Genomic DNA, 22,459 nt, shown 5'->3' on the forward strand with positions numbered 1-22,459 from the left:
GTCATTGGCAATTGGATCTCATAGCCGACCCCTTGCACATCCACTAACACCTCGGGGGGTTGCTTGCTGACTAGTGTGCCACGAATTTGTCCGATCACAGAATGTCCTCTTTATTATTCTACTGTATGCCGATGTTAGCGGCGTAAACGCCCACGCACGATTTTACGTGCTGCACCTGACATTTTTATTAAACTTTGTGCGCTGTGCGCATGGCACAAAGCGACGGCTAAGGCGTCCGCGGCGTCTGCTTGTGGCGATTTGCTCAAGTTCAGTAACGCCATGACCATGTGCTGCACTTGTGTTTTATCAGCACCGCCATTACCCACCACCGCCTGTTTTATCTGTCGAGCGCTGTATTCCGCGACGGGCAAGTCGGCACAGGCAGCGGCTACAATAGCGGCACCGCGCGCTTGCCCTAACTTTAACGCAGAATCTGGGTTACGTGCCATGAATACTTGTTCGATAGCAAATTCATCGGGTTGGTACTGCGTAATCAGCTCGACCACACTGTTGTGGATCCGCTTGAGCTTCTCAGCAAGGCTGAGCGGTTGTGCGGTGGTACCCGTGACGCGAATGCAGCCACTGGCAATATACGATAAGTGTCGACCTTGTTGCTGGATGATGCCGAAGCCCGTTAAGCGTGAGCCTGGATCGATACCGAGGATCACGCTCATCGGAGGTTACTCATCCAAGCTTGCCAACACGTCATCCGAAATATCGGCGTTATGATAAGCGTTTTGCACATCGTCTAAATCCTCGAGTGCGTCGAGCAATTTGAGGAAAGTGCGCGCGCCATCTTCATCTAAATCCACTTTGGTATCCGGTACCATGGTGACTTCCGCATTGGTCGCCTCGGCGCCGGTGGCATCCAGCGCGTCTTTGACCGCACCAAAGGCCTCTGGGCTGGTAAACACGTCGATATGACCATCACCATGATTCAGTACATCATCGGCACCCGCTTCAATCGCCGGTTCAAGAATGGTTTCTTCGCTGGTCTCGCTACCGTAACTGATGACGCCGCGCTTATTAAATAAGTAAGCGACCGAGCCATCGGTACCTAAATTACCGTTAAATTTATTAAACGCGTGACGCACTTCCGACACGGTGCGATTGCGGTTATCGGTCATGCATTCAAGTAAAATGGCGACGCCACTAGGGCCGTAGCCTTCGTAGGTCAACTCCTCGACATTTTCACCTTCGAGCTCACCCGAGCCGCGCTTGACGGCGGTATCGATGGTATCGCGCTTCATATTGTTAGAAAGCGCTTTATCAATCGCCGCGCGTAAGCGCGGATTCGTCTCGGGATCACCGCCGCCCTGACGTGCAGAGACGGTGATTTCCCGAATAAGTTTGGTAAAAATCTTGCCGCGCTTTGCATCTTGCGCGGCTTTACGATGTTTAATGTTGGCCCATTTGGAATGACCTGCCATGTCTCACTCCATTGTGTTGCTATTCGTCTTTGTCTTCCACCGTACTCTTAACGCCCAATTCTTGCAATGCATCGGGGTTCGCTAGCCCAGGTGCATCGGTCAATACACAGGCTGCGGTGGTAGTTTTCGGGAACGCGATCACATCACGGATTGAGCTTGCGCCCACCATCAGCATCACTAAACGGTCTAAGCCAAAGGCTAAACCGGCGTGCGGTGGCGTACCGTACTTTAACGCTTCGAGTAAGAAACCGAATTTTTCTTTGGCTTCTTCTGCGCCAATGCCGAGTACCTCGAACGCAGCTTGTTGCATGGCGTTATCGTGAATACGAACTGAGCCGCCGCCCACTTCAACGCCATTAAGTACCATATCGTACGCGTTTGAAAGCGCCTGTGCTGGATTCGCTTTAAGCTCTTCTGGGGTGACGTTAACCGGCGCGGTAAACGGATGGTGCATCGCTGCTAAGCGACCATCGTCGTCTTCTTCGAACATCGGGAAGTCAACGACCCACAGCGGACGCCATTCGTCGCTAACCAATTCAAAGGTTTCACCTAACTTAAGACGTAACGCGCCCATCGCTTCGGCAACCACGTTGGCTTTGTCTGAACCAAAGAACAGGATATCGCCTGTTGCCGCTTCGGTACGCTCAAGAATCGCGTTAAGCGCTTCATCCGGCAAGAATTTTAAGATTGGCGATTGCAAGCCTTCGCGACCTTGACTGAGGTCGTTGACTTTAATCCACGCCAAGCCTTTAGCGCCGTAGATACCGACAAATTGGGTGTACTCGTCGATCATTTTGCGCGATACGTTGTCTGCCTGACCCGGCAAGCGAATCACGGCGACACGCCCTTTTTCATCGTTTGCAGGACCGGAGAAGACTTTAAACTCAACGTCTTTTAACAGGTCTGCGACATCGACAAGTTCCAAAGGATTACGTAAATCGGGCTTGTCAGAACCAAAACGACGCATGGCTTCGTGCCAAGTCATGGTTGGGAACTTGCCTAAATCGATATCGAGCAACTGTTGGAACAACTGACGCGTCATGGTTTCGGTGACTTCCATCACCTGCTCTGCACTCATGAACGAGGTTTCGATATCAATCTGAGTGAATTCAGGCTGACGGTCGGCACGTAAGTCTTCATCACGGAAGCACTTCACGATTTGATAATAACGATCAAAGCCCGACATCATTAGTAATTGTTTAAATAACTGTGGGCTCTGCGGCAATGCAAAGAAGCGCCCTTTATGGGTGCGGCTTGGCACTAAGTAGTCGCGCGCGCCTTCGGGCGTAGCACGGGTCAACATCGGTGTTTCGATGTCCAAAAAGCCATTGTCATCTAAGAAACGACGGACCGCACTCGCCACCTTGGCACGGAATTGCAAGTTCTCATTCATTTGCGGACGGCGCAAATCGAGGTAGCGATAACGCAAGCGGGCTTCTTCGCTCACTTGCGAGTTAAAATCGATAGGTAGCGGTTCGGAGCGGCTCAAGATAGTCAGCTCTTTGGCTAAGATCTCAACTTCGCCGGTTTTCATGTTGGCGTTGACTTGACTATCTGGACGACGGTTTACTTTACCGCGGATTTGTACGCAGAACTCTTGGCGCAGGCGGTTTGCCTGCTCGAACAACGCGTTTTCGTCGGGGTCAAAGACCACTTGAACCAAGCCTTCGCGGTCACGCAGATCGATAAAGATCAAACCACCTAAATCGCGACGTTTGTTGACCCAACCACATAAAGTGACTTCTTGTTCGGCTAGTTCGGCAGTTACCTGCCCACAGTAATGCGTTCGCATGCGCCCTTCACACCTTTTATTCTGCTGAATGATTTAAAGCGCATATTATAGCGAACTGGGCGCTAATGTCATCCGAGTTAAGGTGCCGCTAAGCGCACATCGTTTTTACCGGCATCTTTCGCCGCATACATGGCTTTATCCGCGGCCCGCAATAAGGCATTTTCATCACTGCCGTGCTGTGGAAATAGACTCACACCGATACTGGTACTGACTTCGAGCATGTGTGTACCAATTTGATAAGGTCGCGCTATGTGTACCACCAATTTACGTGCCACCGCCAGAGCGGCACTGGTGGTCGGTGTGGTGGGTAAGAGTATGACGAATTCGTCACCGCCATAGCGACACACGGTATCCGAACGGCGTAACATACTTTGCATGCGTTGCGACGCGTGAATGAGTAATTCATCGCCGACTTCGTGTCCGTATTTATCGTTGATTTGTTTAAAGCCATCTAAGTCTAAAAACATGATCGCGAAGGCTTTATTTGAACGTTCTGCCTGTAACATCGCTTGTTCGAGACGGTCCGACAGTAGTTTTCGGTTAGGCAAGCCGGTCAACTCATCATGGGTAGCGACATAGCGGATACGTTTCTCGGCATCCTTACGTAATTTGACTTCGCGGCGTAACCGACTGTTTCTAAAGGCGATAAACAAAAAGACTAACACGACACCCGAACCGACCTTCAACGCGACTTGAATCAGTTCTTCATCGCTCCAGCCGGTCTGCAACTCATAACCATACCATTTATTGCGTAACTGGTTTTGCTGACTCTGCGTGATATTATCGATGCCTCGATTAAGCGTTACCACTAACGGTTGCCAATCACTCCGAACACCAAAAAACAGATCTTGGCCGGGCGCATCATCTAACACCTCGAGATTGGCATGAGTGATAGGGTGATTTTGTAGTTCGTACACTAAAATAGGCAGGCTATCGACATAGACATTAATTTGGTTTTCTTTGAGCGCTTTGGTGGCTTGCTCGATATTGTCATACTCAATCACTTCAGTTCCGCGCTGATTACGAAGCAGCGATACAACACTGTAATCTTGGATAATCCCTAAGCGTTGGCCTCGCAAATCACCCACGTTGACACTGCCACGCGCGTTTAAGGTCTCTTTGTTGCGGTACAACACCGCCCACGGCATGGACCAGTAGCGTTGTGTAAAACTGGTGTAGCGCGAGCGGTCTTCGGAGTACGACATACTCGGTAAAATATCGATCTCACGTTGCTCGAGTGCTTTGAGGCAACGACTCCAAGAGCCACAGTTTTGCCATTTAATGGTGAGCGGTAACTTTTGTGTGATGAGGCGCAACATATCGGCATCAAAACCAATGCCGTCGCCGCTCTCGATGCCTATCAGTGGCATCAGGTTAGTCGGCACCCCCACTCTAACCGTGTTGTGCTGTGCTAACCACTCATCCGTATCCAGTGTCGTCGCATGCACTAGCGATAACCAAAAGCAGGCGATGGTCGACAACCAGAATTTAACGTTTTTCATTGATTTAGATGCTTCCCTGCTCACGAGTTGCTAAAAGGCATTTTTTCTCGCCTATGTTTTGGTTAACCCTATGCGATATGCTTTTATTCGCGTTTAAATCTGTGCCTTACGGCGAATTAACGTTAAACTAGCATCATGTTTTAAACTGCATTGATAGTTATTGATCATGAGTCAACAAGACACCATTTATTCTAAAGCGTTACCGAGCGTTGGCGACTTCCGTTTTGATGAACACGTGGTAGAAGTTTTCCCAGATATGATAAACCGCTCAGTTCCGGGCTACGCTACGATCATACAAACATTACCACAACTAGCCGAACGTTATAGTCAAGATAATACAAATGTGTACGATCTGGGCTGCTCGCTCGGCGCCGCGACACTCGCCTTACGCAAAGGCTGCGAGAAACATCGGGGTAATCACATTATTGCGGTGGATAATTCGCAACCAATGATCGACCGCGCACAGCTTCACCTTAACGGCTTCAAGAGTGACATTGCCGTTGAGTTCAATTGCCAAGACGTGCAACAAACGCCTATCGATAACGCCTCAATTGTTGTACTTAATTTTACACTTCAATTTGTGCCAAAAGAAGACAGAAATGCGCTCATCGATAAAATTTACTCAGGATTAAACCCAGGTGGTGTTTTATTAATCGCCGAGAAGGTGGCGCACCCTGATGCACACATCCACGATACGCTAGTCGATCTGCATCATGATTTTAAACGCGCTAACGGCTACAGTGAACTCGAGATTAGCCAAAAACGTGCCGCTATCGAAAATGTCATGAAAATTGACACCCTCGATACACATTTCGCGCGTTTCAAACAAGCTGGCTTCGCTCATGCAGGGGTATGGCTGCAGTGTTTTAATTTTGCCGCCATGCTCGCGGTAAAGGGAGAATAATGCATGAATATGTTCGCTCAGGATCTCAGTGCGCTTGCGCAAAGCCCCCATCACCCATGGCTTACCACTTTACCCCAGCAACTCAGTGACTTTTTGCAGTCGCCCCATGGCGAGTTTAAAAAGTGGCAACGGGTGCTTAAACAACTGCCTTCGTTGGCGACTGATCATGTTTCGCTGGGTGACACCGTGAAAGTGGGCTTGCCCGAGCAAGCCAGCGACTCCGATAGAGCCCGTATGAACGGTCTACTGAAGCAATTGCAGCCTTGGCGTAAGGGACCTTTCGATTTATTTGGATTGTCGATTGACACCGAATGGCGCTCAGATTGGAAGTGGCAGCGCGTACAACCGCATTTAAATAATTTAAAAGGTCATCAGGTTTTAGACGTTGGTTGTGGCAGTGGCTATCACCTATGGCGAATGTTAGAGGCAGGCGCAGCAGAGGTTTGGGGGATTGACCCAGGCGAACTATTTATGACTCAATTTCAAGCCATTAAGCAAATGATGCCGAGCGCTATTGCCGAGCGCGCGCACTTTTTCCCGGTCGGAATCGAGCATATGCCCTCACTTCAAAGTTTTGATACGGTTTTTAGCATGGGAGTATTGTATCATCGCCGTTCACCACTTGAGTTTTTACAACAACTTAAAAACTTATTAAAACCAGGTGGACAGTTGATATTGGAGACAATCGTCGTTGAGGGTGACGAACAGACCGTGATGATGCCCGGCGAACGTTATGCCCAAATGCGCAATGTTTGGTTTTTGCCCAGCGCCAAAGCGCTGTGTGTTTGGCTCGAACGATTAGGTTTTAAACAGACTGAAATTGTTGACCATAACCCCACCTCTCTTGACGAACAGCGATCAACTGAATGGATGACCGGTGAATCTTTGAAAGATTTTCTTGATCCAAATGACCCAGAAAAGACTATTGAGGGGTATAAAGCACCCATCCGTGCGATTGTTAAAGCGACAATTTAATCGTCAGACAAGAGGTTAGACAATTATCCTATGCCACACTACAGAGCTAAGTCCACTTTGGAACAATGGCGCATTTTACAAGCGGTCGTAGACTGTGGTGGCTATGCTCATGCAGCAGAGAAACTTAACAAAAGCCAATCTTCATTAAACCATGCGGTTTCTAAGCTTCAGCAGGTGTTAGGCGTCCAGCTTTTAGAAATAAAGGGACGTAAGGCCGAATTAACGCATGTCGGTGAGGTCATGCTGCGACGCTCGCGACAACTGACTCAAACCGTGTATGAGCTCGAGCAGCTCGCTTGCAACATGGAGCAAGGCTGGGAGCCGGAGATTAAACTGGCGCTCGAAATGGTATTTGACCGCGATGACCTGATCCCGGCATTAAAAGACTTTCAAGAACATGGCCGGGGTTCGCGTCTCACCATTGAAGATACGGTCCTGACCGGAACGCTCGAGCATATTCGCAATGAATCCGCTGATTTAGTCGTGACGCATCAGCTTCCGAAAGGCTTTTTGGGAGAGCCTATCCACGACTATTATATGGATTTGGTTTGCCATCCTTCACACCCGCTCGCGCAACAAGATTCCCCTATTTCTCAAGATGAACTTGCTCAACATTTGCAAATCGTGATCCGCGATACAGCCACGCAACCTGCCGAAGAAGGCGGATGGTTAAAGGCTGAGCAACGTTGGACCGTCAGTCATTTTGACGAAGCATTGCGCTTAGTGCGCTCAGGCTTAGGCTTTTGCTGGTTGCCGCCCTATATTGCGCAACGCGCTATGCAGAAAGGTTCGTTACGTAAGCTTGAACTAAAAGGCAGTACGTGCCGCAAAGGCTCACTTTACTTAGTGTTACCCAAAGGAGATAAAACAGGGCCTTGCTCGCGTTTACTCGCTGACCTGATCCTGCGACACGCCCCAAAGCGCCAAACGGATGATATGGAAGCCAGCGCTGGCTAGCGCTGGCCTCAAGCTTTACGTCTGCTTAACGAGCTGACTCGTTACGCTTGCAATTGCTTGATGTACTTTTTCATATCATCCGCTAATGCAGGATGACGCATTGCGTGCTCGATGAACGCCTGCGCATAACCCAATTTATTGCCGCAATCGTGGCTTTTACCTTTCATGTAGTAGGCGTTGACTGGGGATTGTTCGAGTAACATCGCCATCGCATCGGTCAGTTGGATTTCGTTGCCTGCGCCAATGGGCGTCTTAGCAAGCAGCGGCCATAAGGTTTCCGGGAACACATAGCGTCCTACCACGGCAAGATCCGAGGGTGCCTTGCTCACTTCGGGTTTTTCTACCAATTGTTTAATAGGCGCTTGCTCGCCCTCGGCGAGATCAACGCCGTTGATATCAGCAATACCATAGCTACTGACTTGCTCATGGGGAACCTTCTCGACCATTACCTGTGCCGCGCCGGTTTCCTTAAAGTTGCGCACCATCTCAGCCATATTATCTTGACGTAAATCGCAGCTCGCCGAATCGACGAGTACATCAGGTAGGACCACTGCAAAGGGCTCATCGCCGACCAACGGACGCGCGCACAGCACCGCATGACCTAGGCCTTTCGCCTCGCCTTGACGCACGTGCATGATGGTGGTGCCTTTAGGACAGATGGCTTGTACTTCTTCAAGCAACTGGCGTTTTACCCGGCGCTCTAGCGTGGTTTCGAGCTCGAAACTGGTGTCAAAGTGGTTCTCGATGGAGTTCTTACTGGAGTGGGTTACCAAAATTACATCGGTTAAACCCGCTGCGGAGCATTCTTCAACAATGTATTGAATTAATGGACGATCAACCAACGGCAACATCTCTTTTGGGATTGCCTTGGTCGCCGGTAGCATTCGTGTGCCAAGCCCAGCCACTGGGATAACAACTTTTTTTACCCGTTTCGTGCTCATGAATTCTTCCTTTTTTCGAACATTTTTTTATTGGGGCACGTTTATACCTTGCCGAACTGTTATAATGCAAATCCAATTTATTTGCTAACAACGGTCTAGGTAGGGTGCCATGGGATTTTATTTAACCTCACGACAGGTTCCGCAACTCAAATCATATCCGTTTACAGAACGCGCGCTTATTTTAACAATGGCGCAACAAGCGATGCCCGTCCCTCGTCGTATGATATGTAACCTAGCTAAATTAGTACCTATTTGCATTATCTTTTTTGCCATTGTCGACCTACCGGGCTGGTGGAAAGCGCTGGGTCTACTCGCCGCGGGTATTGGCTATCCTTTATTTACTCAACCTATCACCCTCAATATGTCACTACCTTATATGGATAAGGCAGTACGTCAGTTCGAAGCGCAACGCGCGGATCATTCAGACGAAGAGGATGAGGACGACTGACGCTCAATACTTAAAATCGCCTCGGGCAACTGGCAATGGACGCGCTTGAGCTTGGTTTGAATATAATTGTGGAAACTTGCATGACGCCAAATACCCAACGCTAAATCGGGTTTTGCTTGGGGTTGCATACGCAGCCGATCACCAACTTGGGTCCAACGAAATGCGTGCTGTTCGGTATCGAGCACGGCGAAAACACCATCAAATGCCGTACGTACGCGCGAATGACATAACTCAAAGTTAATGTGTTGCACTAAGCTGCGCGGATCCAAAATGGTATCGTCACTGCCCGCTAAGTGTTGACGAATCAATGGGTCAATCAGCGTTTTAAGTACCAGTAACGGGATTAAGTTCTGCTCGGTTTGACTGTGCGCCGTTGCCATGACAATGAGCACGCGCCCCTCTGTTAAGGGTCGATAGTCGATCCAGATATTCGCCTCTGCTCCCGCCGCTACTTGGCTTTCGATGTGATAGTCACCGACGTTTAAGGGTTGCTTGGCAAGGAGATCGTTGGCTAAGCGTGCGACGATATGGTCGTCTTGATAGAGTTGGTTAATGTGGCTATCGAGTTCCCAGATATCGCTCACATAAGTTTCTTCGAGGCGATGCCGCTGTAGGCAATGTTCGATCGCCTGCGTAATGGTATCTAGCCTGTCGATAGGCTTGACCAAGTAATCCCACGCACCTAATCGCACCGCTTCACGAATATCACCCATGTCGTCGCTGGCAGAAATGACAATCACGGGTAAATGAGGCGCCAGGCTGAGTAGCCGCTCAATAACCTCTAGGCCGTTAATATCCGGTAACATGAGATCACACAGAACGATATCAGGCGTATTTTGCTGACACCAGAATACGCCTTGCTCACCATATTCTACGCAGTGTACTGCATAATTTTGCTGGATGAGAAACTGCTCAACCACTGATTGAAACACACGATCATCTTCAATCAGTAAGACATGTTTTTGACTCATTCAGGTATACCTATCCTCGGACGATTCATTTAAGCATCGTCCAAGGAAGTACCTGCGTCAATACGAGGTTTTCGATAGATAACGAGAAGCTAGGGTTGCTCAGTGAACTCAGCCTCGTCTGCTTCGACGTCTGGCGGCGGATTACCGTCGTAAACTTCGTAGTTCCAGTTTTGGTAATAGGCTTCTTTTACGAAGGTGTAGGGATCAAGCGAGTTCTCTAACACTTGCTCTTGGTCGCGTAATCGCAAACGTAACGACAAGCCTTTTACTGTATAACGCGGGATATCCCAGTCATCGCTGATCTCGGTATATGGAAAGTAGTTACTGTCCACCCAGTCAGTGCCTCGGTCGATAACCACCGTTGGACCTAACACGGGTAGCATTAGGAACGGACCATTGGGCACGCCCCATACAGCAAGGGTTTGACCCAAGCTTTCTTCGCGCTTAGTTAGTCCCATTTCGGTGGCTGGATCAAGTAACCCGAGCAGGCCAATTGTACTGTTAAAGAAGAAGCGCCCTGCCGTGACACCGGCGTCGGTAAACTGGCCTTGCAGCAGATTATTGACGAATGACCAAGGCTCTTGCAGGTTCTCAAGCGCACGATAGAGTGAATTACGCACCGGTTCAGGCACATTTTCATACACTTCTGCGGCCGGCTTGATAACCGCTTTATCTAACTCACGGTTAAAGTCCCACACGGCGCGGTTGGTATCCTCAAACGGGTCACGCGGGTCGGCGTACGGGTCGTCTGGTTGTGAGGAACATGCACCCAAAGCCAATGTACTGGCGAGCAAGGCCCACTTAGGTGCGGTTTTAAGCCAATTAGTCATTCGCTACTTCCGTTACTTTTTGATTAAGAGTCAGCGCTACTTCTACCGAACGCTGTGCATTTATAGTCATTGGCTCGGCAAAGAGATCACCGGCTTCACGGTCAATTTTATCGTCCTGCGATACCATCGCCTTCACTTGCCATTGATCTAACCCGCTCAAGCGATAATCGGGCAACATCGAGTCAGCATCGGTCAAGGTGACCGTCACCGGCCAATCATTAACGGCGAGACGTTTAACCGCCGCAGGCATGGGGGGTCCTTGCGTTGCCGTGACGTAAATAAATAAGGTGCCTTGTTGCGGTAATTGGTCACGCATTTGTTCGCCTAAGGAAACGGTGACCGTGACACTGCGATCGGCGGCTTGCAGTTTTTGCTGCGCGTCGGCGATCGCCTGCTGAACCGCATTGCTACGCTGAGACTCGTTATCGAGCAATGGCATTAGTTGCTGCCATGCCGCAATAGCTTGTTTCCAGTCGCCTCGCTCATAGGCGACAAAACCGGTCAATGACAATGCCTCGATGTGCGTCGGTTGCTGCTGTAATACGCGCGCCAACATACCGGCGGCTTTACGCAGACGTTCTTCGGTCGGCGATGACATTAAAAAGCGCGCGTAGCTAATTAAGGTGCCAGTTCGGTTCGGTGCCAACGCCAGCGACTTTTCAAACGCCTGTTGGGCTTGGTCAAATTGACGTAAATCTGACATGATCCCAGCGTATAACCACCACGCCATCGGGTCATCGGGTTTTGCGGCTAGCTTTTGACGCATGCCCAAGGCAAATGTCTGCATGGATTCAACATCGGCCTGTTGTTGCTCCTGCAACAAGCGTTGACCTAACTCGGGCAACTGCGCAAGCGCATCATCCGCTTGTTTTTGCAAAGACCAACTTCCAAACATCGCGTAAAAGCCAACCGCTATCGCTAAAATAATCGCGATAGGAATAAATGGATTGGCGCGTTTCCACGTGACTTCGCCTTCGATATCACGACTGTCGCTAATAAAGGTTTTATCGAGCTCCAGCTTCGCTTCTTCGAACGTTTCTTGCGAGATACGTTGCTTGTTTTTATCTTGTTCAAGCTCGGCAAGACGTTGTTCGTACCAATCACGGTTTTCACTCTCGCGGTCAACATTTTGTCGACGCTGTCGAAGCCCCGCTAGTAAAACAATGATAACTGCGATTATTAACAATACCGCCATCGCCAAATACAACTTAATCATGGTCTGGCTTCCTTAACTGTTCGAGTCGCTCTTGCTCTTCGGCCGAGAGCTCAAGCGGCTGCTTGCGTTTGCGAGACATTACCCACGCCACGCCAATGCCGATCGCGATAATCAGCAACGGTCCCCACCAGAGGATACTGGTGTACCAATTAAACGGCGGACGATAATGCACGAAATTGCCGTAACGAGCGACCATATAGTCAATGATTTCTTCTCGACTCTTACCTTCCATGATCATGGTGTAAGTGCGGTCGCGCATATCAGCTGAAAGCGGCGCGTTTGAATCGGCAATGTTTTGGTTTTGGCATTTAGGGCATCGGAGTTCTTGTGTGAGCGTTTGATACAACTGGCGCTGTGCTTCGGTCTCAAACTCATGCTCACGAATCGATGCTTGCGCGGTGGCATACAGGCTAAATAACATCGCCACTAGTGCTAACGCGCCGATGACGCTGCTGGTTAAGGTTCGCATTACTGTTTCGCCTCCTGCACCATCTGCTGATAAATCGCTTTTAGCTGGTTCTCCCAGTTACGAGGATTCACATCACCCACATGGCGATAGCGGACACGTCCGTCGGCATCGATAAAATAAGTTTCTGGTGCTCCATAGACACCGAACTCGAAGGCGACCTTACCTTCTGGATCGTACAGATTGACGATGTAAGGGTCGCCTAGAGTATTGAGCCAGTCCATTGCCTTGCCGCGTGAGTCGTCTTTGTAGTTTAACCCGACAATAGGTATGCCCTGCGCTGCAAGTTCGTTAAGAAACTCATGCTCGGCGCGACAGGTGGGGCACCAAGTCGCCCAAACGTTAAACAGTAAGGGTCCCTTTTTGAGTACCTGTTCACTGTGTTGCGTGGTGGGATCAAACAAATCCTCGGCGCTGAACTCCGGCACCGGTTTATTAATCAACACCGACTCAAGATGCGTGGGATCTTTACCGAGCCCCTTGAGCAGAAATACCACCAAAACAATAAACAGAATCAACGGCACAAACAGCACGATCCACTTTTTACTTGCGTTATGCGTCTCTTGTGTACTCATGCCTGAACTCCCTGCTTACGCTTGCGATATCGCTTATCGGCCATTGCGATAAGCCCCCCCGCTGCCATAATTAACGCGCCTAACCAGATCCACCGCACGAAGGGCTTGGTGTAAAAACGCACCGCCCACTTGGTTTGGTTTCCTTGGCCTTGTTCTAACGGCTCGCCCATTGCGACATAGAGATCACGCAGCAGGCCCGAATCGAGGCCGACTTCGGTCATACTCATGCGTTGCACGCGATAAAAGCGTTTTTCACTCACTACCTGTGTGACCCGCTCACCGTCTTCGCTCACGGTAAACACACCGTGGTCGGAATCGTAGTTGGGGCCTTCTCTGTGTTTTAAATGCTCAAAGGTCAGGTCATACTCACCAACATTCACGGTTTGTCCCGGCTCAATCGAAATATCACGCTCGGTTTCGTAGTGCGATACCAGCGCCACACCCACCAGGGTGACCGCAAAGCCAATATGGCCTAGCACCATGCCCCACTGGCTGGCGGGAATCCGGCGCAAGGCACTGACATCGCCACCCCGTTGTTGCACACTTTGCAGTACGTCGGTGACGGTTGCTAAAGCAACCCAAAGCCCGAGGAACAAACCCAGCACCGCCCAAAGATGCATCTGATTTGCCCAAATTTTGGGGAGCACGACGGCTAATAGCGCCGCCAGCGCTAAACACAGCAACAATGGCTTTAATAGCGGCGCTAAGGGTTGTCGACGCCAGCGCATCCAGGGTCCGACGCCAAGCATCAATGCGAAAGGTACAATAAGGTAGCTATACAGTTCGTTAAAGAACGGTTCGCCGATTGAGATTGAGCCTAACCCGAGTTGCTTATAAACAAGCGGCAGCAAGGTACCTAACAGCACCACCACCATAGCCGCCATCAATAAGACATTATTGGCTAATAAGAATACTTCACGCGAGGCGGCTTCATAGCGACTGTAACCTTGCATTTGCGAAGCGCGCCAGCCATAGAGTGCCAATGAGCCACCAATCACGATCGCCAACAACACCAGTATAAATAAGCCGCGCGTTGGATCGGAGGCAAAAGCGTGCACCGATACCAAAACGCCCGATCGTACTAAGAAGGTGCCGAGCAGGCTTAAGCTGAATGCGGCTATCGCCAGTAATACGGTCCAGGATTTAAAGCTGCCGCGTTTTTCGGTTACGGCTAAGGAGTGGATCAGTGCCGTACCTACCAGCCATGGCATAAAGCTCGCGTTTTCAACGGGATCCCAGAACCACCAGCCACCCCAGCCGAGTTCGTAATACGCCCACCAACTACCCACGGCAATTCCCACCGTGAGGAACATCCACGCGGCGAGCGTCCAAGGGCGCGACCAACGCGCCCACGCCGCATCTAATTTGCCGGACATCAATGCCGCGATAGCAAAGGCGAACGCCACTGAGAAACCGACATAGCCCATATACAACAAGGGCGGATGAATGATCATGCCGGGGTCTTGCAACAATGGGTTGAGGTCATTGCCGTCGACCGGAATGATCGGCAAACTGCGGTCGAACGGATTCGACACTGTCAGCATAAACAAATAAAACCCGATGCTGATAAGACCCAAAATACCCAGCACGCGCGCGACCATGGGTAATGGCATTGAACGCGAGAATAAAGCAACCGCTGCAATCCAGCCCGCCTGCATCAGCATCCAGAGGAGGAAAGAGCCTTCATGCGAGCCCCACACTGCGGTGATGCGATAAAACCATGGGAGTTGGGTATTGGAGTTGGCTGCAACATAGGCAATGCTAAAATCATTTTGTACGAAGGCAGTGACTAACAAGGTGAACGCGATTGCAGTAAATACAAACTGCCCTATCGCCAGCGGTCGTGACAGGCTCATCATGCCGCCGTGACCCCGTTGTGCACCTATCAGTGCATAGCCTGCCAACAAGGCGGAAAAAGCTAAAGCGATAGCAATACTTAGATGACCAAGCTCAGCAATCATGGGGTCTCCTTTTGCTCAGCTGGTTGATTCGGATTAACATGCTTAATGCCTTTCATTTTTTCGGCGAGGTCGGGCGGCATGTACTCCTCGTCATGCTTTGCCAATACTTCACTCGCCTGCAACGTGCGCGGTGCGATAAGCTCGCCCTGAGCAACGATACCTTGTCCCTCGCGGAATAAGTCCGGCAAAATACCTTGGTAAAGAATGGTCACTTCGGGCCCGGTATCGGTGACTTTAAAGCTCACCTCGAGTGTTTCTGGATCACGATTGACCGAGCCTTCTACGACCATACCGCCAATCCGCATACGTTGACCGACTTCGGGCGGTTGCTTGCCCGCCTCGACCTGTTCAAAGTCACTCGGTGTATAGAATAAATTGATACTGTGGCTCATGGCATACAGCATTAAACCTAAGGCTGTGCCAACACCAATAATTAGCACTACTACCCAAGTTAACCGTTTTTTACGACGCGGGTTCATACCTCTACTCCTCAGCACTCGCTTGTAGCGAACGACGCGCAAGACGCTGTTTACGACGTTGAACTTTTAAGCTTTCCTTCTGCAAACGTCGCCGCTGTACACTGGTTTCTAAGGCAACACCTGCAATCACTAAAAAAGTCAGAAAAAAAGACGACCACACATACAGTCCGTAGCCCCCCATGTGTACAAATTCGCTAAAACTAGAAAATGCCATTAGCGTTCCTCCTCGACGACTGCGCTGCTGTCTTGTGCGAGCTCTGCTTGTGCCCACGGACGATTGAGCTCGTGCTTAAGTAACTGATTTTTGTAACGCATCAGCACTAAGGTCGCGGTCAGTAACATAAAACCTAATAAACTAATAAGCAGCGGCCACAACATGCTTGTAGCGATCGACGGACGCTCTAATTTGGTAATCGTGGCACCTTGATGCAAGGTGTTCCACCACTCGACCGAGTAATGGATAATGGGCAGATTGACGACCCCGACAATCGCGAGAATCGAAGCGGCTTTTGCTCCTGTTCTGGCATCATCAAAAGCGGCATACAGCGCCATGACGCCGACATATAAAAACAGCAAAATAAGTTCGGATGTTAGTCGCGCATCCCACACCCACCAGGTGCCCCACATGGGTTTGCCCCATATTGCACCGGTGAACAACGCGATCGCTGTCATCGCCGCGCCGACAGGCGCGATGGCGGGTAACGCCCACTCAGCGGTTTTAATTTGCCATATCAGCGCTATCGCCCCACAGATTGCCATACCAAAGTACGCACCCATGGAGAAAATAGCGGCGGGCACGTGGATATAAATAATGCGGTAGCTATCGCCCTGTTGGTAGTCCGACGGTGCAAAGGCAAGCCCCCAGACCATGCCCACGAGTAAACTGACGACCGTCAAACCGGCGAACCATGGGAGTAACTTATCGACTAGACGGTAAGTCGCTTCGGGTTTTGCATAAGGGTGTAACCAACGCCACATATTAATTCACACTCATTCTAACGCCCGCGGCGACAGCCAGCGGTGCTAATGTTACCGTTAATACGGATATGGCTGCCAAAATAGCCAACTGTCCGTGCACAGCCATGCCCATTCCTGCACTTTCGACTGCCGAGGTGGCAAAAATTAGTATGGGAATAAACAATGGCAATAAAATTAAACTGACTAAGGCACTCCCGCGCTGCAACGGCAACGTCAACGAAGCCCCTGTTGCCGCCAAGGCACTAAGTGCTGGCGTACCGAATAACAGCGATAGACTCAGTGCGCCATACGCTGAGCCTGGTAAATTCAACAGTAATGCCAGTAGCGGCGAGAGTATCACTAATGGCAATCCACTCAACAGCCAATGCGAAACCATTTTTGCGCTGACTGTAAAGGCAAGGGGTTGTGGCAACAAACACAGTTGTTCGAGCGAACCGTCGGCATAGTCATCTTTAAAAATGCGATCGACACCCAGCAGTGTGGCGAGTAAAGCCGCCACCCAGATGATCCCCGGTGCAATACGACTGAGTATATCGGGTCCGGGTCCAACCCCCAGCGGGAATAACGTGATCACCATCAACAAGAAAATGAGCGGATTAATCGCATCTGAGCGCCGACGCGCGGCGAGACGTAAATCTTTGCTGAGCACCGAACGCCACAACTGCAATGCGCTCATGACTGTGCTCCCATGGCATTGGCGTAGGTCTCACCCAGGTGCCGTTGCTTAGGATTTAAACTCGCCAGCGATAATGCTTGATGTGAGGTCATTACAATGCTGCCGCCTTGCCCTAAATGGGTCTGAAACCGCTGTTGTAGCATGGCGATCCCCTTTACATCGAGTGCGGTAAAGGGTTCGTCCAGTATCCATAAAGGGGCTTGGCTATGCCATAAGCGGGTGAGCGCAACACGACGCTGTTGCCCCGCAGAAAGCCGACCTGTGACTTCATCCTCGAGCCCCAGAAGGCCAATTGTCTCGAGCAGATCCCAATCACTGGAACTGTCTTGCTGTGCTGTTTTATCGCCACTCAAGCGGCGTTGCCAGTAGACGTTTTCTAAGGCGGTTAGCTCGGCTTTTACTGCGGGCTTATGACCGATAAACAGCAGTTGCTGATGATAGACACTACGGTCATACTGTATGGGTTGGTTGTTAAACTCGATACGACCGCTACTGCTTGGCATCAGTCCAGCCAGCATTCTGAGTAGCGTTGATTTGCCAGCACCGTTGGCGCCCGTGATTTGCCAAAGTTCGCCCGCGTGGACCTCGAAGGAAACGTGTTCAAACAGGGTACGCCCGCCGCGAACTGATGAAAGTTCGTGCGCTCGCAGTCGGGGCAGAGGTTCTGTTGTTTTATGCTTCATCAAGGCTACGATAGTGTCTGCAAATGATGTGAAAATTGGCTCGAGTTTACCACAATATTTGCCGAAAAAGCCACGTAAAACGGTCGCTTTTCATGATCTGGGTAGGGGCAATGCGTCATGCAAATTAAACAGTTATTACAACAAGCGATGCAGTCTTTAACGACGTCATCGGATAAGGCTGCCCAGACGTCAGCTCACACGCCGCTAGCCAAAGTTGACCAAGCCCAACAACACGCCCGACAAAGTCTCTTCAATGCGCTCACCTCGCAGCTCAGTAGCACGGTTCCTCAGCCACGCGCGTTTGGCGGAGCTCAAATCAACGCTCAGTTGCACTTGCCTGCTGGGACAGTCAACACGATACAGCAACAAGTTGAGCAACTGGCGCTGCGGGCGAGCGGTGAACATCAACCGCCTTTGGGAGCAAAGGCGCAACACACTGCAGTGATGCGACTTGTTGAGCGGATTCTGCAAAGCGATGCCACGCTCCGCCTGCCAAGTTCGACGAGTCAGACTCATTCAACGGCAACAACACCAAATCGCGCCGCGATCGCCCTTCGTGACTTGCCGCCTACGTTACAAAAAGCACTGGCCGAGTCGCTCGGCCAACAATTGAACCAACAGGTGCAGGTCGCCGCAAGTAGGCAAAACCCGGTGTCATCTACTCCATTGAGTCCACTATCAGTGACACTCACCGCGGTCAAGATATTCCAAGCGCAGCTTACATTACAGTTGCAGAGCAGTGCTCGTGTAGTTAGCGACGTGCGCGTACCGATAGCGCAGATGCCCCCCGCTATTTTGCGTTCGTTACTGCAACAACTCACGCGTGAACCGGCGCAACTCGCACAATCCCGGAGTGGGCTGATGCCAGCGGCAATGGCTGAACCGACGGCTGTTGATGGGCGTTTTGTCAAACAAACACAAACAATGACGCCGGCGCAACTGACGCAATTTTTGCAGCAAACCCTCGCCGCCACGTCACCTCAGCACGGCGAAGTAAAAAATTTATTGAATCTGGTATTGGCGCAGCTCCCCCAAGCCGAGCAATTGACTCAGCCGCAACAACTCACGCGCTATGTGAATGACTGGTTTGCGGCGAAACCGGTAAGCCCGCAACCGAGTCATCAGTTTGGTGTGGTCGGCAAACTGATTGTGGCGTTACTCGGCCTTCGTTTACAGACACAACAGTCTGGTGCTTCGTCGCAAGCAGCCAAAGGCTTGAGCCAAGCCGTGTTAGACCAAATCATGCGTGGTTCGGCTGAGCGCAATCCCGGTAGTGAGCGCCGTTTAGACGCCTCGACGCCAATGACCGCAGAGGTGCGGGAGCGACTCAATACGCAACTGCTACAGCAACCGATGGCGCAGTTACAGCGCTTGTTGAGCACGTTGTCGCAAACAATGAACGCGGTACAGAGCAGCCAGATGCGGCTTCAGGATAGTCCCAGTCAGCAACCGGAATTCTACTTGCTATTGCCATCGCAGAACCCACTCAGCGAAACCAGTACTGAGTTGCTGATTAAGCGCGAGCCCGATGAACACAATGATGAACATACCGAACGTTCGGTGTGGCTATTTAACTTGCGCTTTGAACTTAAGCAGTGGGGCCCGATGTTAGTTAAAGGGCGTTATCAAGTGGGCGGCACGCGCGTGCAATTTTATACCGAATCGTTGGCAGCGCAGCAGCATCTTCAGCAACAACTGCCAGAGTTAGAGCAACGTTTAACGACATTAGAAGTGGCTAGCGTGGACTTTCAGGTTAAACAAGGCAAAGTGCCTGACACGCTCGCACAACAACACAGCGGCATCATTCGGGTGACGGTATGAGCGATAGTAAACACAAGCAAGCGATTGGCTTATCCTACGACGGCTTAAATGCGCCTCAGGTGATCGCAAAAGGGTTTGATGAGCTTGCAGAAGAGATTATTGAAGTGGCTAAAGCGCATGGCGTGATGGTACACGAAGATCCCATGTTATCTGATTCATTGGCGCGGCTTAACGTGGGTGAAGAAATTCCGCGAGAGCTGTACGTGCTCATCGCGGAACTGATTGCGTTTTCTTATCTACTGGATGGGCGATTTCCCGATAGTTGGTACTAACTACGCTGATGCATGGCGAGCATCAGCTCTGCCTCGGCACGGGGTAGGTCACAGGCTTGCATAAGATCGTCAACACTGGCGCCCTGCTCGACCAGTTTCGCGGCTCGCTGATACAGCTTCACCTCGGGCTCTTGTTGCTCTAGCTGCTTTATCGTGCTGGCAAATTGCTGTTGCTGCTGATGGAGCGCTTGTTGCTGAGCTCGCAATTTTTCAAGCGCCTCATAGAGCGGCTGCAATTGTGCCTGATTGTCTTCTGTTTCGGGTTCTGAAGGCGTGTTTTGCAACGCGCCCAGCGCTTCGGTCAGCATTAATAGGCGTTGCTGTTGTCGTTCTAATAATTCGGTATGCTTGCGGCTGGTCATTACCGCTACGATCAGTGCAACAATAGCTAGCATCAGCGCCGCTGCTGCTAGCCAAACAGTTATTGAAGTCATCAAATAGTTTTATCCTAACCGCGAAATTTCATCCCACTCTTCATCGGTCAGCATTTTATCTAAGTCGACAAGGATCAACAACTCGCCATCTCGGTTCGAGACACCTTGAATAAACCGCGCGCTTTCTTCGGTACCCACGTTCGGTGCACTATCGATCTCAGATTTCTTCAGATAAACCACCTCAGCAACGCTATCAACGAGAATACCGATGACTTGCTTATCCGACTCAATAATCACGATGCGTGTGTTATCGGTGATTTCGTTTTCTGGCAAACCAAAGCGCAGACGTGTATCAATAACGGTGACCACGTTGCCACGCAAATTAATGATGCCGAGTACATAATCCGGCGCACCCGGCACTGGCGCAATCTCGCTGTAGCGCAACACTTCTTGCACCTGCATGACGTTAATGCCGTAGGTTTCCTCTTCGAGCTGAAAAGTCACCCACTGAAGCACTTCATCATTGCTATCGACTTCAGCTTGTTGTTTTGTTTTGCGGTTTTCAGTTGCCATACTATGACTCCGATTCATTGTGTGGGCCATTTTGCGTATGACCCAAGCCTTTATCTAGCAGTTTAATTAATTCGTTTACATCGAGTAATGCGCACATTCTATTGCGCACGACACCCGCGAGCCAAGGTCGCTTTTGATTGGGGCCGTTACGCCATTGAATCGCATCGGGCTGCAAGGGTTCGCTATCGACCAGTTCCTCGCACAACAGTCCCCATGGGCTATCACTCAATGTAATCATATACTCGTATTTAATACCGTCTTCGACTTCTGCAGTGAGCTTTTCGGGCATCACCCAGCGTGCGGTATCAACCGCCTGCAGCTTGTTACCACGCTCGTTCATGATGCCCTTAAACCAAGGCGGTTTGCCAAACAGTGGACTGATTTTACCTAACGTGTGAATGCCACCTAAGCTCTTTAATGGCACGGCGAGTGTCAGCCCTGCCACTTTAAAAAATAACGCTTGGAAGTCATTCTCTTGGTATTCCATCATCGCGTCGGTTGGCGGCGGAGTTGCGCCGTCATCTTGCATATCGGCGTCAACCGCAGTTTCTGTAGCTTTGGCGACTTCCGTCTGCGTGAAGTCCTGTTCGGCTACCGACTCCGGCACGTCCGGCACAGACTCTGGTTCCGGTGCCCGTTCAGGTTCCGGTGTCAATGCTGGCTCGGTTTTCAGCGCAGGTTCTGGTTCACTCACAGGCTCAGGCTTAAGCGTCTGGATCTTAGGCGTAGCGCGCTCAAGTAATGCCCGCACAGGCGAGTCATCGAAATCAACCGGGGCGGGCTCTTCCTCTAGCAATAGGGCATCGAGGTACTCGGTCATGGCTTGTTCACTTTGGTAGTTTGAGCGACTCACATGACCTCCTATAGGTTCAACTGCTGCAGATAAGTCAGCAGAGTTTGATAAGCCAATACGCCGCGCGATTGAGGCGCAAACATGGAAGGCGGTAACTGTTCATTACTCGCATCACGGAACTTTGTATCAATTGGAATCATGCCATTCCACACGCTTTTACCGTAACGCTGTGCCAGCTTTTTATAGGTATCTAACGACGCCCGCGTCCGTTTATCGTAAAGGGTCGGGATAATCGTATACTGATGCGCTTGTCCTCGAGATTTTTGGATTAAAGCGAGCGTTCGCATCATTCGTTCTAAGCCTTTCAGCGCGAGTGGCTCGGTTTGTACCGGAATTAATACTCGCTCACAACATGCCAGGGCGTTGACCATCAGTACCCCCAGCACGGGTGGCACATCAATTAGTACGTAATCATAACGATGCTCGACGTGCGCTAACGCCCGTTGCAGAACCAGCCCCATACCGCCTTGGGTACCGAGCTTACGGTCTAGCGTCGCGAGCGCCATACTCGCGGGCATGACATCGAGGTGCTCATGTTCGGTCGCGACAATCGCACTTTTCGTTGTTTCTTTATCAACGTTTTTACCCATCGCGAACACGTCGTACGCAGTCGCATCGAGCTCTTCTGCATCAATACCGAAATAAAAAGTAAGCGATGCATGCGGATCGATGTCGATACACAACACGCGTTGACCTCGCTGTTGCAATAAGCCGGCTAACGCCACTGTTGTAGTCGTTTTACCTACGCCGCCTTTTTGGTTTGCGATGGTCCACACATGCAT

General features: G+C 50.6%; 27 protein-coding genes. 6 read left to right on the forward strand and 21 right to left on the reverse strand.

Annotation, left to right across the window (positions count from 1 at the left end):
* The 5 genes from ABNS04_RS07765 to ABNS04_RS07785 form a co-directional block, all read right to left on the reverse strand.
* A partial coding sequence (locus tag ABNS04_RS07765) for an OB-fold domain-containing protein (protein ID WP_348671331.1) occupies nucleotides 1–98 on the reverse strand: 98 nt, incomplete at its 3' end.
* Nucleotides 99–134: 36 nt separating this feature from the next.
* The gene (gene ruvC / locus ABNS04_RS07770) at nucleotides 135–674 is read right to left on the reverse strand and encodes a crossover junction endodeoxyribonuclease RuvC (RefSeq protein WP_006954938.1); all 540 of its coding nucleotides are present in this window, start codon (nucleotides 672–674) and stop codon (nucleotides 135–137) included.
* Nucleotides 675–680: 6 nt separating this feature from the next.
* On the reverse strand, nucleotides 681–1,430 hold the full coding sequence (locus ABNS04_RS07775) for a YebC/PmpR family DNA-binding transcriptional regulator (protein ID WP_272977562.1): 750 nt from the start codon (nucleotides 1,428–1,430) through the stop codon (nucleotides 681–683).
* A gap of 19 nt (nucleotides 1,431–1,449) precedes the next feature.
* A complete protein-coding gene (gene aspS / locus ABNS04_RS07780; RefSeq protein ID WP_006954932.1) occupies nucleotides 1,450–3,222 on the reverse strand; it encodes an aspartate--tRNA ligase in 1,773 nt (590 codons plus the stop codon).
* A gap of 77 nt (nucleotides 3,223–3,299) precedes the next feature.
* On the reverse strand, nucleotides 3,300–4,724 hold the full coding sequence (locus ABNS04_RS07785) for a diguanylate cyclase (RefSeq protein WP_272977563.1): 1,425 nt from the start codon (nucleotides 4,722–4,724) through the stop codon (nucleotides 3,300–3,302).
* Between the two features lie 166 nt (nucleotides 4,725–4,890).
* On the opposite strand from ABNS04_RS07785, the gene cmoA reads away from it, so the two are divergent.
* Genes cmoA through ABNS04_RS07800 form a run of 3 tightly spaced genes read left to right on the forward strand, consistent with a single transcriptional unit; the run spans nucleotide 4,891 to nucleotide 7,560 of the window.
* A complete protein-coding gene (cmoA, locus tag ABNS04_RS07790) occupies nucleotides 4,891–5,628 on the forward strand; it encodes a carboxy-S-adenosyl-L-methionine synthase CmoA (protein ID WP_272977564.1) in 738 nt (245 codons plus the stop codon).
* Between the two features lie 3 nt (nucleotides 5,629–5,631).
* Nucleotides 5,632–6,603, forward strand: a complete 972-nt coding sequence (gene cmoB, locus ABNS04_RS07795; protein WP_348671324.1) for a tRNA 5-methoxyuridine(34)/uridine 5-oxyacetic acid(34) synthase CmoB — start codon at nucleotides 5,632–5,634, stop codon at nucleotides 6,601–6,603.
* 30 nt (nucleotides 6,604–6,633) lie between these two features.
* Nucleotides 6,634–7,560, forward strand: coding sequence for a LysR family transcriptional regulator (locus tag ABNS04_RS07800; protein WP_272978854.1), 927 nt, complete (start codon nucleotides 6,634–6,636; stop codon nucleotides 7,558–7,560).
* Between the two features lie 41 nt (nucleotides 7,561–7,601).
* Here the strand turns inward: ABNS04_RS07800 and galU are convergent, their stop codons facing one another.
* Nucleotides 7,602–8,501, reverse strand: coding sequence for a UTP--glucose-1-phosphate uridylyltransferase GalU (gene galU, locus ABNS04_RS07805; RefSeq protein ID WP_006954924.1), 900 nt, complete (start codon nucleotides 8,499–8,501; stop codon nucleotides 7,602–7,604).
* Between the two features lie 109 nt (nucleotides 8,502–8,610).
* On the opposite strand from galU, the gene ABNS04_RS07810 reads away from it, so the two are divergent.
* A complete protein-coding gene (locus ABNS04_RS07810) occupies nucleotides 8,611–8,949 on the forward strand; it encodes a DUF6170 family protein (RefSeq protein WP_272978856.1) in 339 nt (112 codons plus the stop codon).
* Here the strand turns inward: ABNS04_RS07810 and ABNS04_RS07815 are convergent.
* The 11 genes from ABNS04_RS07815 to ccmA all read right to left on the reverse strand — a co-directional run bounded on the left by ABNS04_RS07815 (nucleotide 8,919) and on the right by ccmA (nucleotide 17,784).
* Complete coding sequence (locus tag ABNS04_RS07815; RefSeq protein WP_272978858.1) at nucleotides 8,919–9,920, reverse strand: response regulator; 1,002 nt, start codon at nucleotides 9,918–9,920, stop codon at nucleotides 8,919–8,921. The two genes, ABNS04_RS07810 and ABNS04_RS07815, sit on opposite strands and share 31 nt — an antisense overlap.
* 89 nt (nucleotides 9,921–10,009) lie before the next feature.
* Nucleotides 10,010–10,750, reverse strand: a complete 741-nt coding sequence (locus tag ABNS04_RS07820) for a VacJ family lipoprotein (protein ID WP_006954919.1) — start codon at nucleotides 10,748–10,750, stop codon at nucleotides 10,010–10,012.
* Nucleotides 10,743–11,966, reverse strand: a complete 1,224-nt coding sequence (ccmI, locus tag ABNS04_RS07825) for a c-type cytochrome biogenesis protein CcmI (RefSeq protein WP_272978861.1) — start codon at nucleotides 11,964–11,966, stop codon at nucleotides 10,743–10,745. Before ccmI ends, ABNS04_RS07820 begins: the two co-directional genes overlap by 8 nt.
* A complete protein-coding gene (locus tag ABNS04_RS07830) occupies nucleotides 11,959–12,435 on the reverse strand; it encodes a cytochrome c-type biogenesis protein (protein ID WP_272978863.1) in 477 nt (158 codons plus the stop codon). The genes ccmI and ABNS04_RS07830 overlap by 8 nt, the downstream gene beginning before the upstream one ends.
* A complete protein-coding gene (locus tag ABNS04_RS07835) occupies nucleotides 12,435–13,007 on the reverse strand; it encodes a DsbE family thiol:disulfide interchange protein (protein ID WP_272978865.1) in 573 nt (190 codons plus the stop codon). Before ABNS04_RS07835 ends, ABNS04_RS07830 begins: the two co-directional genes overlap by 1 nt.
* A complete protein-coding gene (locus tag ABNS04_RS07840; RefSeq protein WP_272978866.1) occupies nucleotides 13,004–14,968 on the reverse strand; it encodes a heme lyase CcmF/NrfE family subunit in 1,965 nt (654 codons plus the stop codon). The genes ABNS04_RS07835 and ABNS04_RS07840 overlap by 4 nt, the downstream gene beginning before the upstream one ends.
* Complete coding sequence (gene ccmE / locus ABNS04_RS07845) at nucleotides 14,965–15,447, reverse strand: cytochrome c maturation protein CcmE (RefSeq protein ID WP_006954913.1); 483 nt, start codon at nucleotides 15,445–15,447, stop codon at nucleotides 14,965–14,967. Before ccmE ends, ABNS04_RS07840 begins: the two co-directional genes overlap by 4 nt.
* Before the next feature lie 4 nt (nucleotides 15,448–15,451).
* Nucleotides 15,452–15,661 (reverse strand): heme exporter protein CcmD, encoded by a 210-nt coding sequence (ccmD, locus tag ABNS04_RS07850; RefSeq protein WP_006954912.1) that lies wholly within the window; start codon nucleotides 15,659–15,661, stop codon nucleotides 15,452–15,454.
* Nucleotides 15,661–16,425: a heme ABC transporter permease gene (locus ABNS04_RS07855; RefSeq protein WP_006954911.1), complete on the reverse strand. Its 765-nt coding sequence runs from the start codon at nucleotides 16,423–16,425 to the stop codon at nucleotides 15,661–15,663. Before ABNS04_RS07855 ends, ccmD begins: the two co-directional genes overlap by 1 nt.
* A gap of 1 nt (nucleotide 16,426) precedes the next feature.
* Nucleotides 16,427–17,101 (reverse strand): heme exporter protein CcmB, encoded by a 675-nt coding sequence (gene ccmB / locus ABNS04_RS07860; protein ID WP_006954910.1) that lies wholly within the window; start codon nucleotides 17,099–17,101, stop codon nucleotides 16,427–16,429.
* Entirely contained in the window at nucleotides 17,098–17,784 is a 687-nt protein-coding gene (ccmA, locus tag ABNS04_RS07865; RefSeq protein WP_006954909.1) for a cytochrome c biogenesis heme-transporting ATPase CcmA, read from the reverse strand. Before ccmA ends, ccmB begins: the two co-directional genes overlap by 4 nt.
* A gap of 117 nt (nucleotides 17,785–17,901) precedes the next feature.
* Here ccmA and ABNS04_RS07870 point away from each other — a divergent pair, with 117 nt between their 5' ends.
* Both ABNS04_RS07870 and ABNS04_RS07875 read left to right on the forward strand, forming a co-directional pair.
* Nucleotides 17,902–19,605 (forward strand): flagellar hook-length control protein FliK, encoded by a 1,704-nt coding sequence (locus ABNS04_RS07870; RefSeq protein WP_272978869.1) that lies wholly within the window; start codon nucleotides 17,902–17,904, stop codon nucleotides 19,603–19,605.
* Nucleotides 19,602–19,877, forward strand: a complete 276-nt coding sequence (locus ABNS04_RS07875; protein WP_272978870.1) for an EscU/YscU/HrcU family type III secretion system export apparatus switch protein — start codon at nucleotides 19,602–19,604, stop codon at nucleotides 19,875–19,877. The genes ABNS04_RS07870 and ABNS04_RS07875 overlap by 4 nt, the downstream gene beginning before the upstream one ends.
* Here the strand turns inward: ABNS04_RS07875 and ABNS04_RS07880 are convergent.
* Genes ABNS04_RS07880 through ABNS04_RS07895 form a run of 4 tightly spaced genes read right to left on the reverse strand, consistent with a single transcriptional unit; the run spans nucleotide 19,874 to nucleotide 22,459 of the window.
* Nucleotides 19,874–20,311, reverse strand: a complete 438-nt coding sequence (locus ABNS04_RS07880) for a DUF2802 domain-containing protein (RefSeq protein WP_272978873.1) — start codon at nucleotides 20,309–20,311, stop codon at nucleotides 19,874–19,876. The genes ABNS04_RS07875 and ABNS04_RS07880 overlap by 4 nt on opposite strands.
* A gap of 9 nt (nucleotides 20,312–20,320) precedes the next feature.
* Nucleotides 20,321–20,824 carry a chemotaxis protein CheW gene (locus ABNS04_RS07885; RefSeq protein WP_006954905.1) on the reverse strand — a complete coding sequence of 168 codons (504 nt, stop codon included), beginning with the start codon at nucleotides 20,822–20,824 and terminating at the stop codon, nucleotides 20,321–20,323.
* Between the two features lies 1 nt (nucleotide 20,825).
* Nucleotides 20,826–21,677, reverse strand: a complete 852-nt coding sequence (locus ABNS04_RS07890) for a chemotaxis protein CheW (protein ID WP_272978876.1) — start codon at nucleotides 21,675–21,677, stop codon at nucleotides 20,826–20,828.
* A gap of 8 nt (nucleotides 21,678–21,685) precedes the next feature.
* Entirely contained in the window at nucleotides 21,686–22,459 is a 774-nt protein-coding gene (locus tag ABNS04_RS07895; RefSeq protein ID WP_006954903.1) for a ParA family protein, read from the reverse strand.

The sequence above is a fragment of the uncultured Idiomarina sp. genome, assembly GCF_964010655.1.
Taxonomy (GTDB): domain Bacteria; phylum Pseudomonadota; class Gammaproteobacteria; order Enterobacterales; family Alteromonadaceae; genus Idiomarina; species Idiomarina baltica.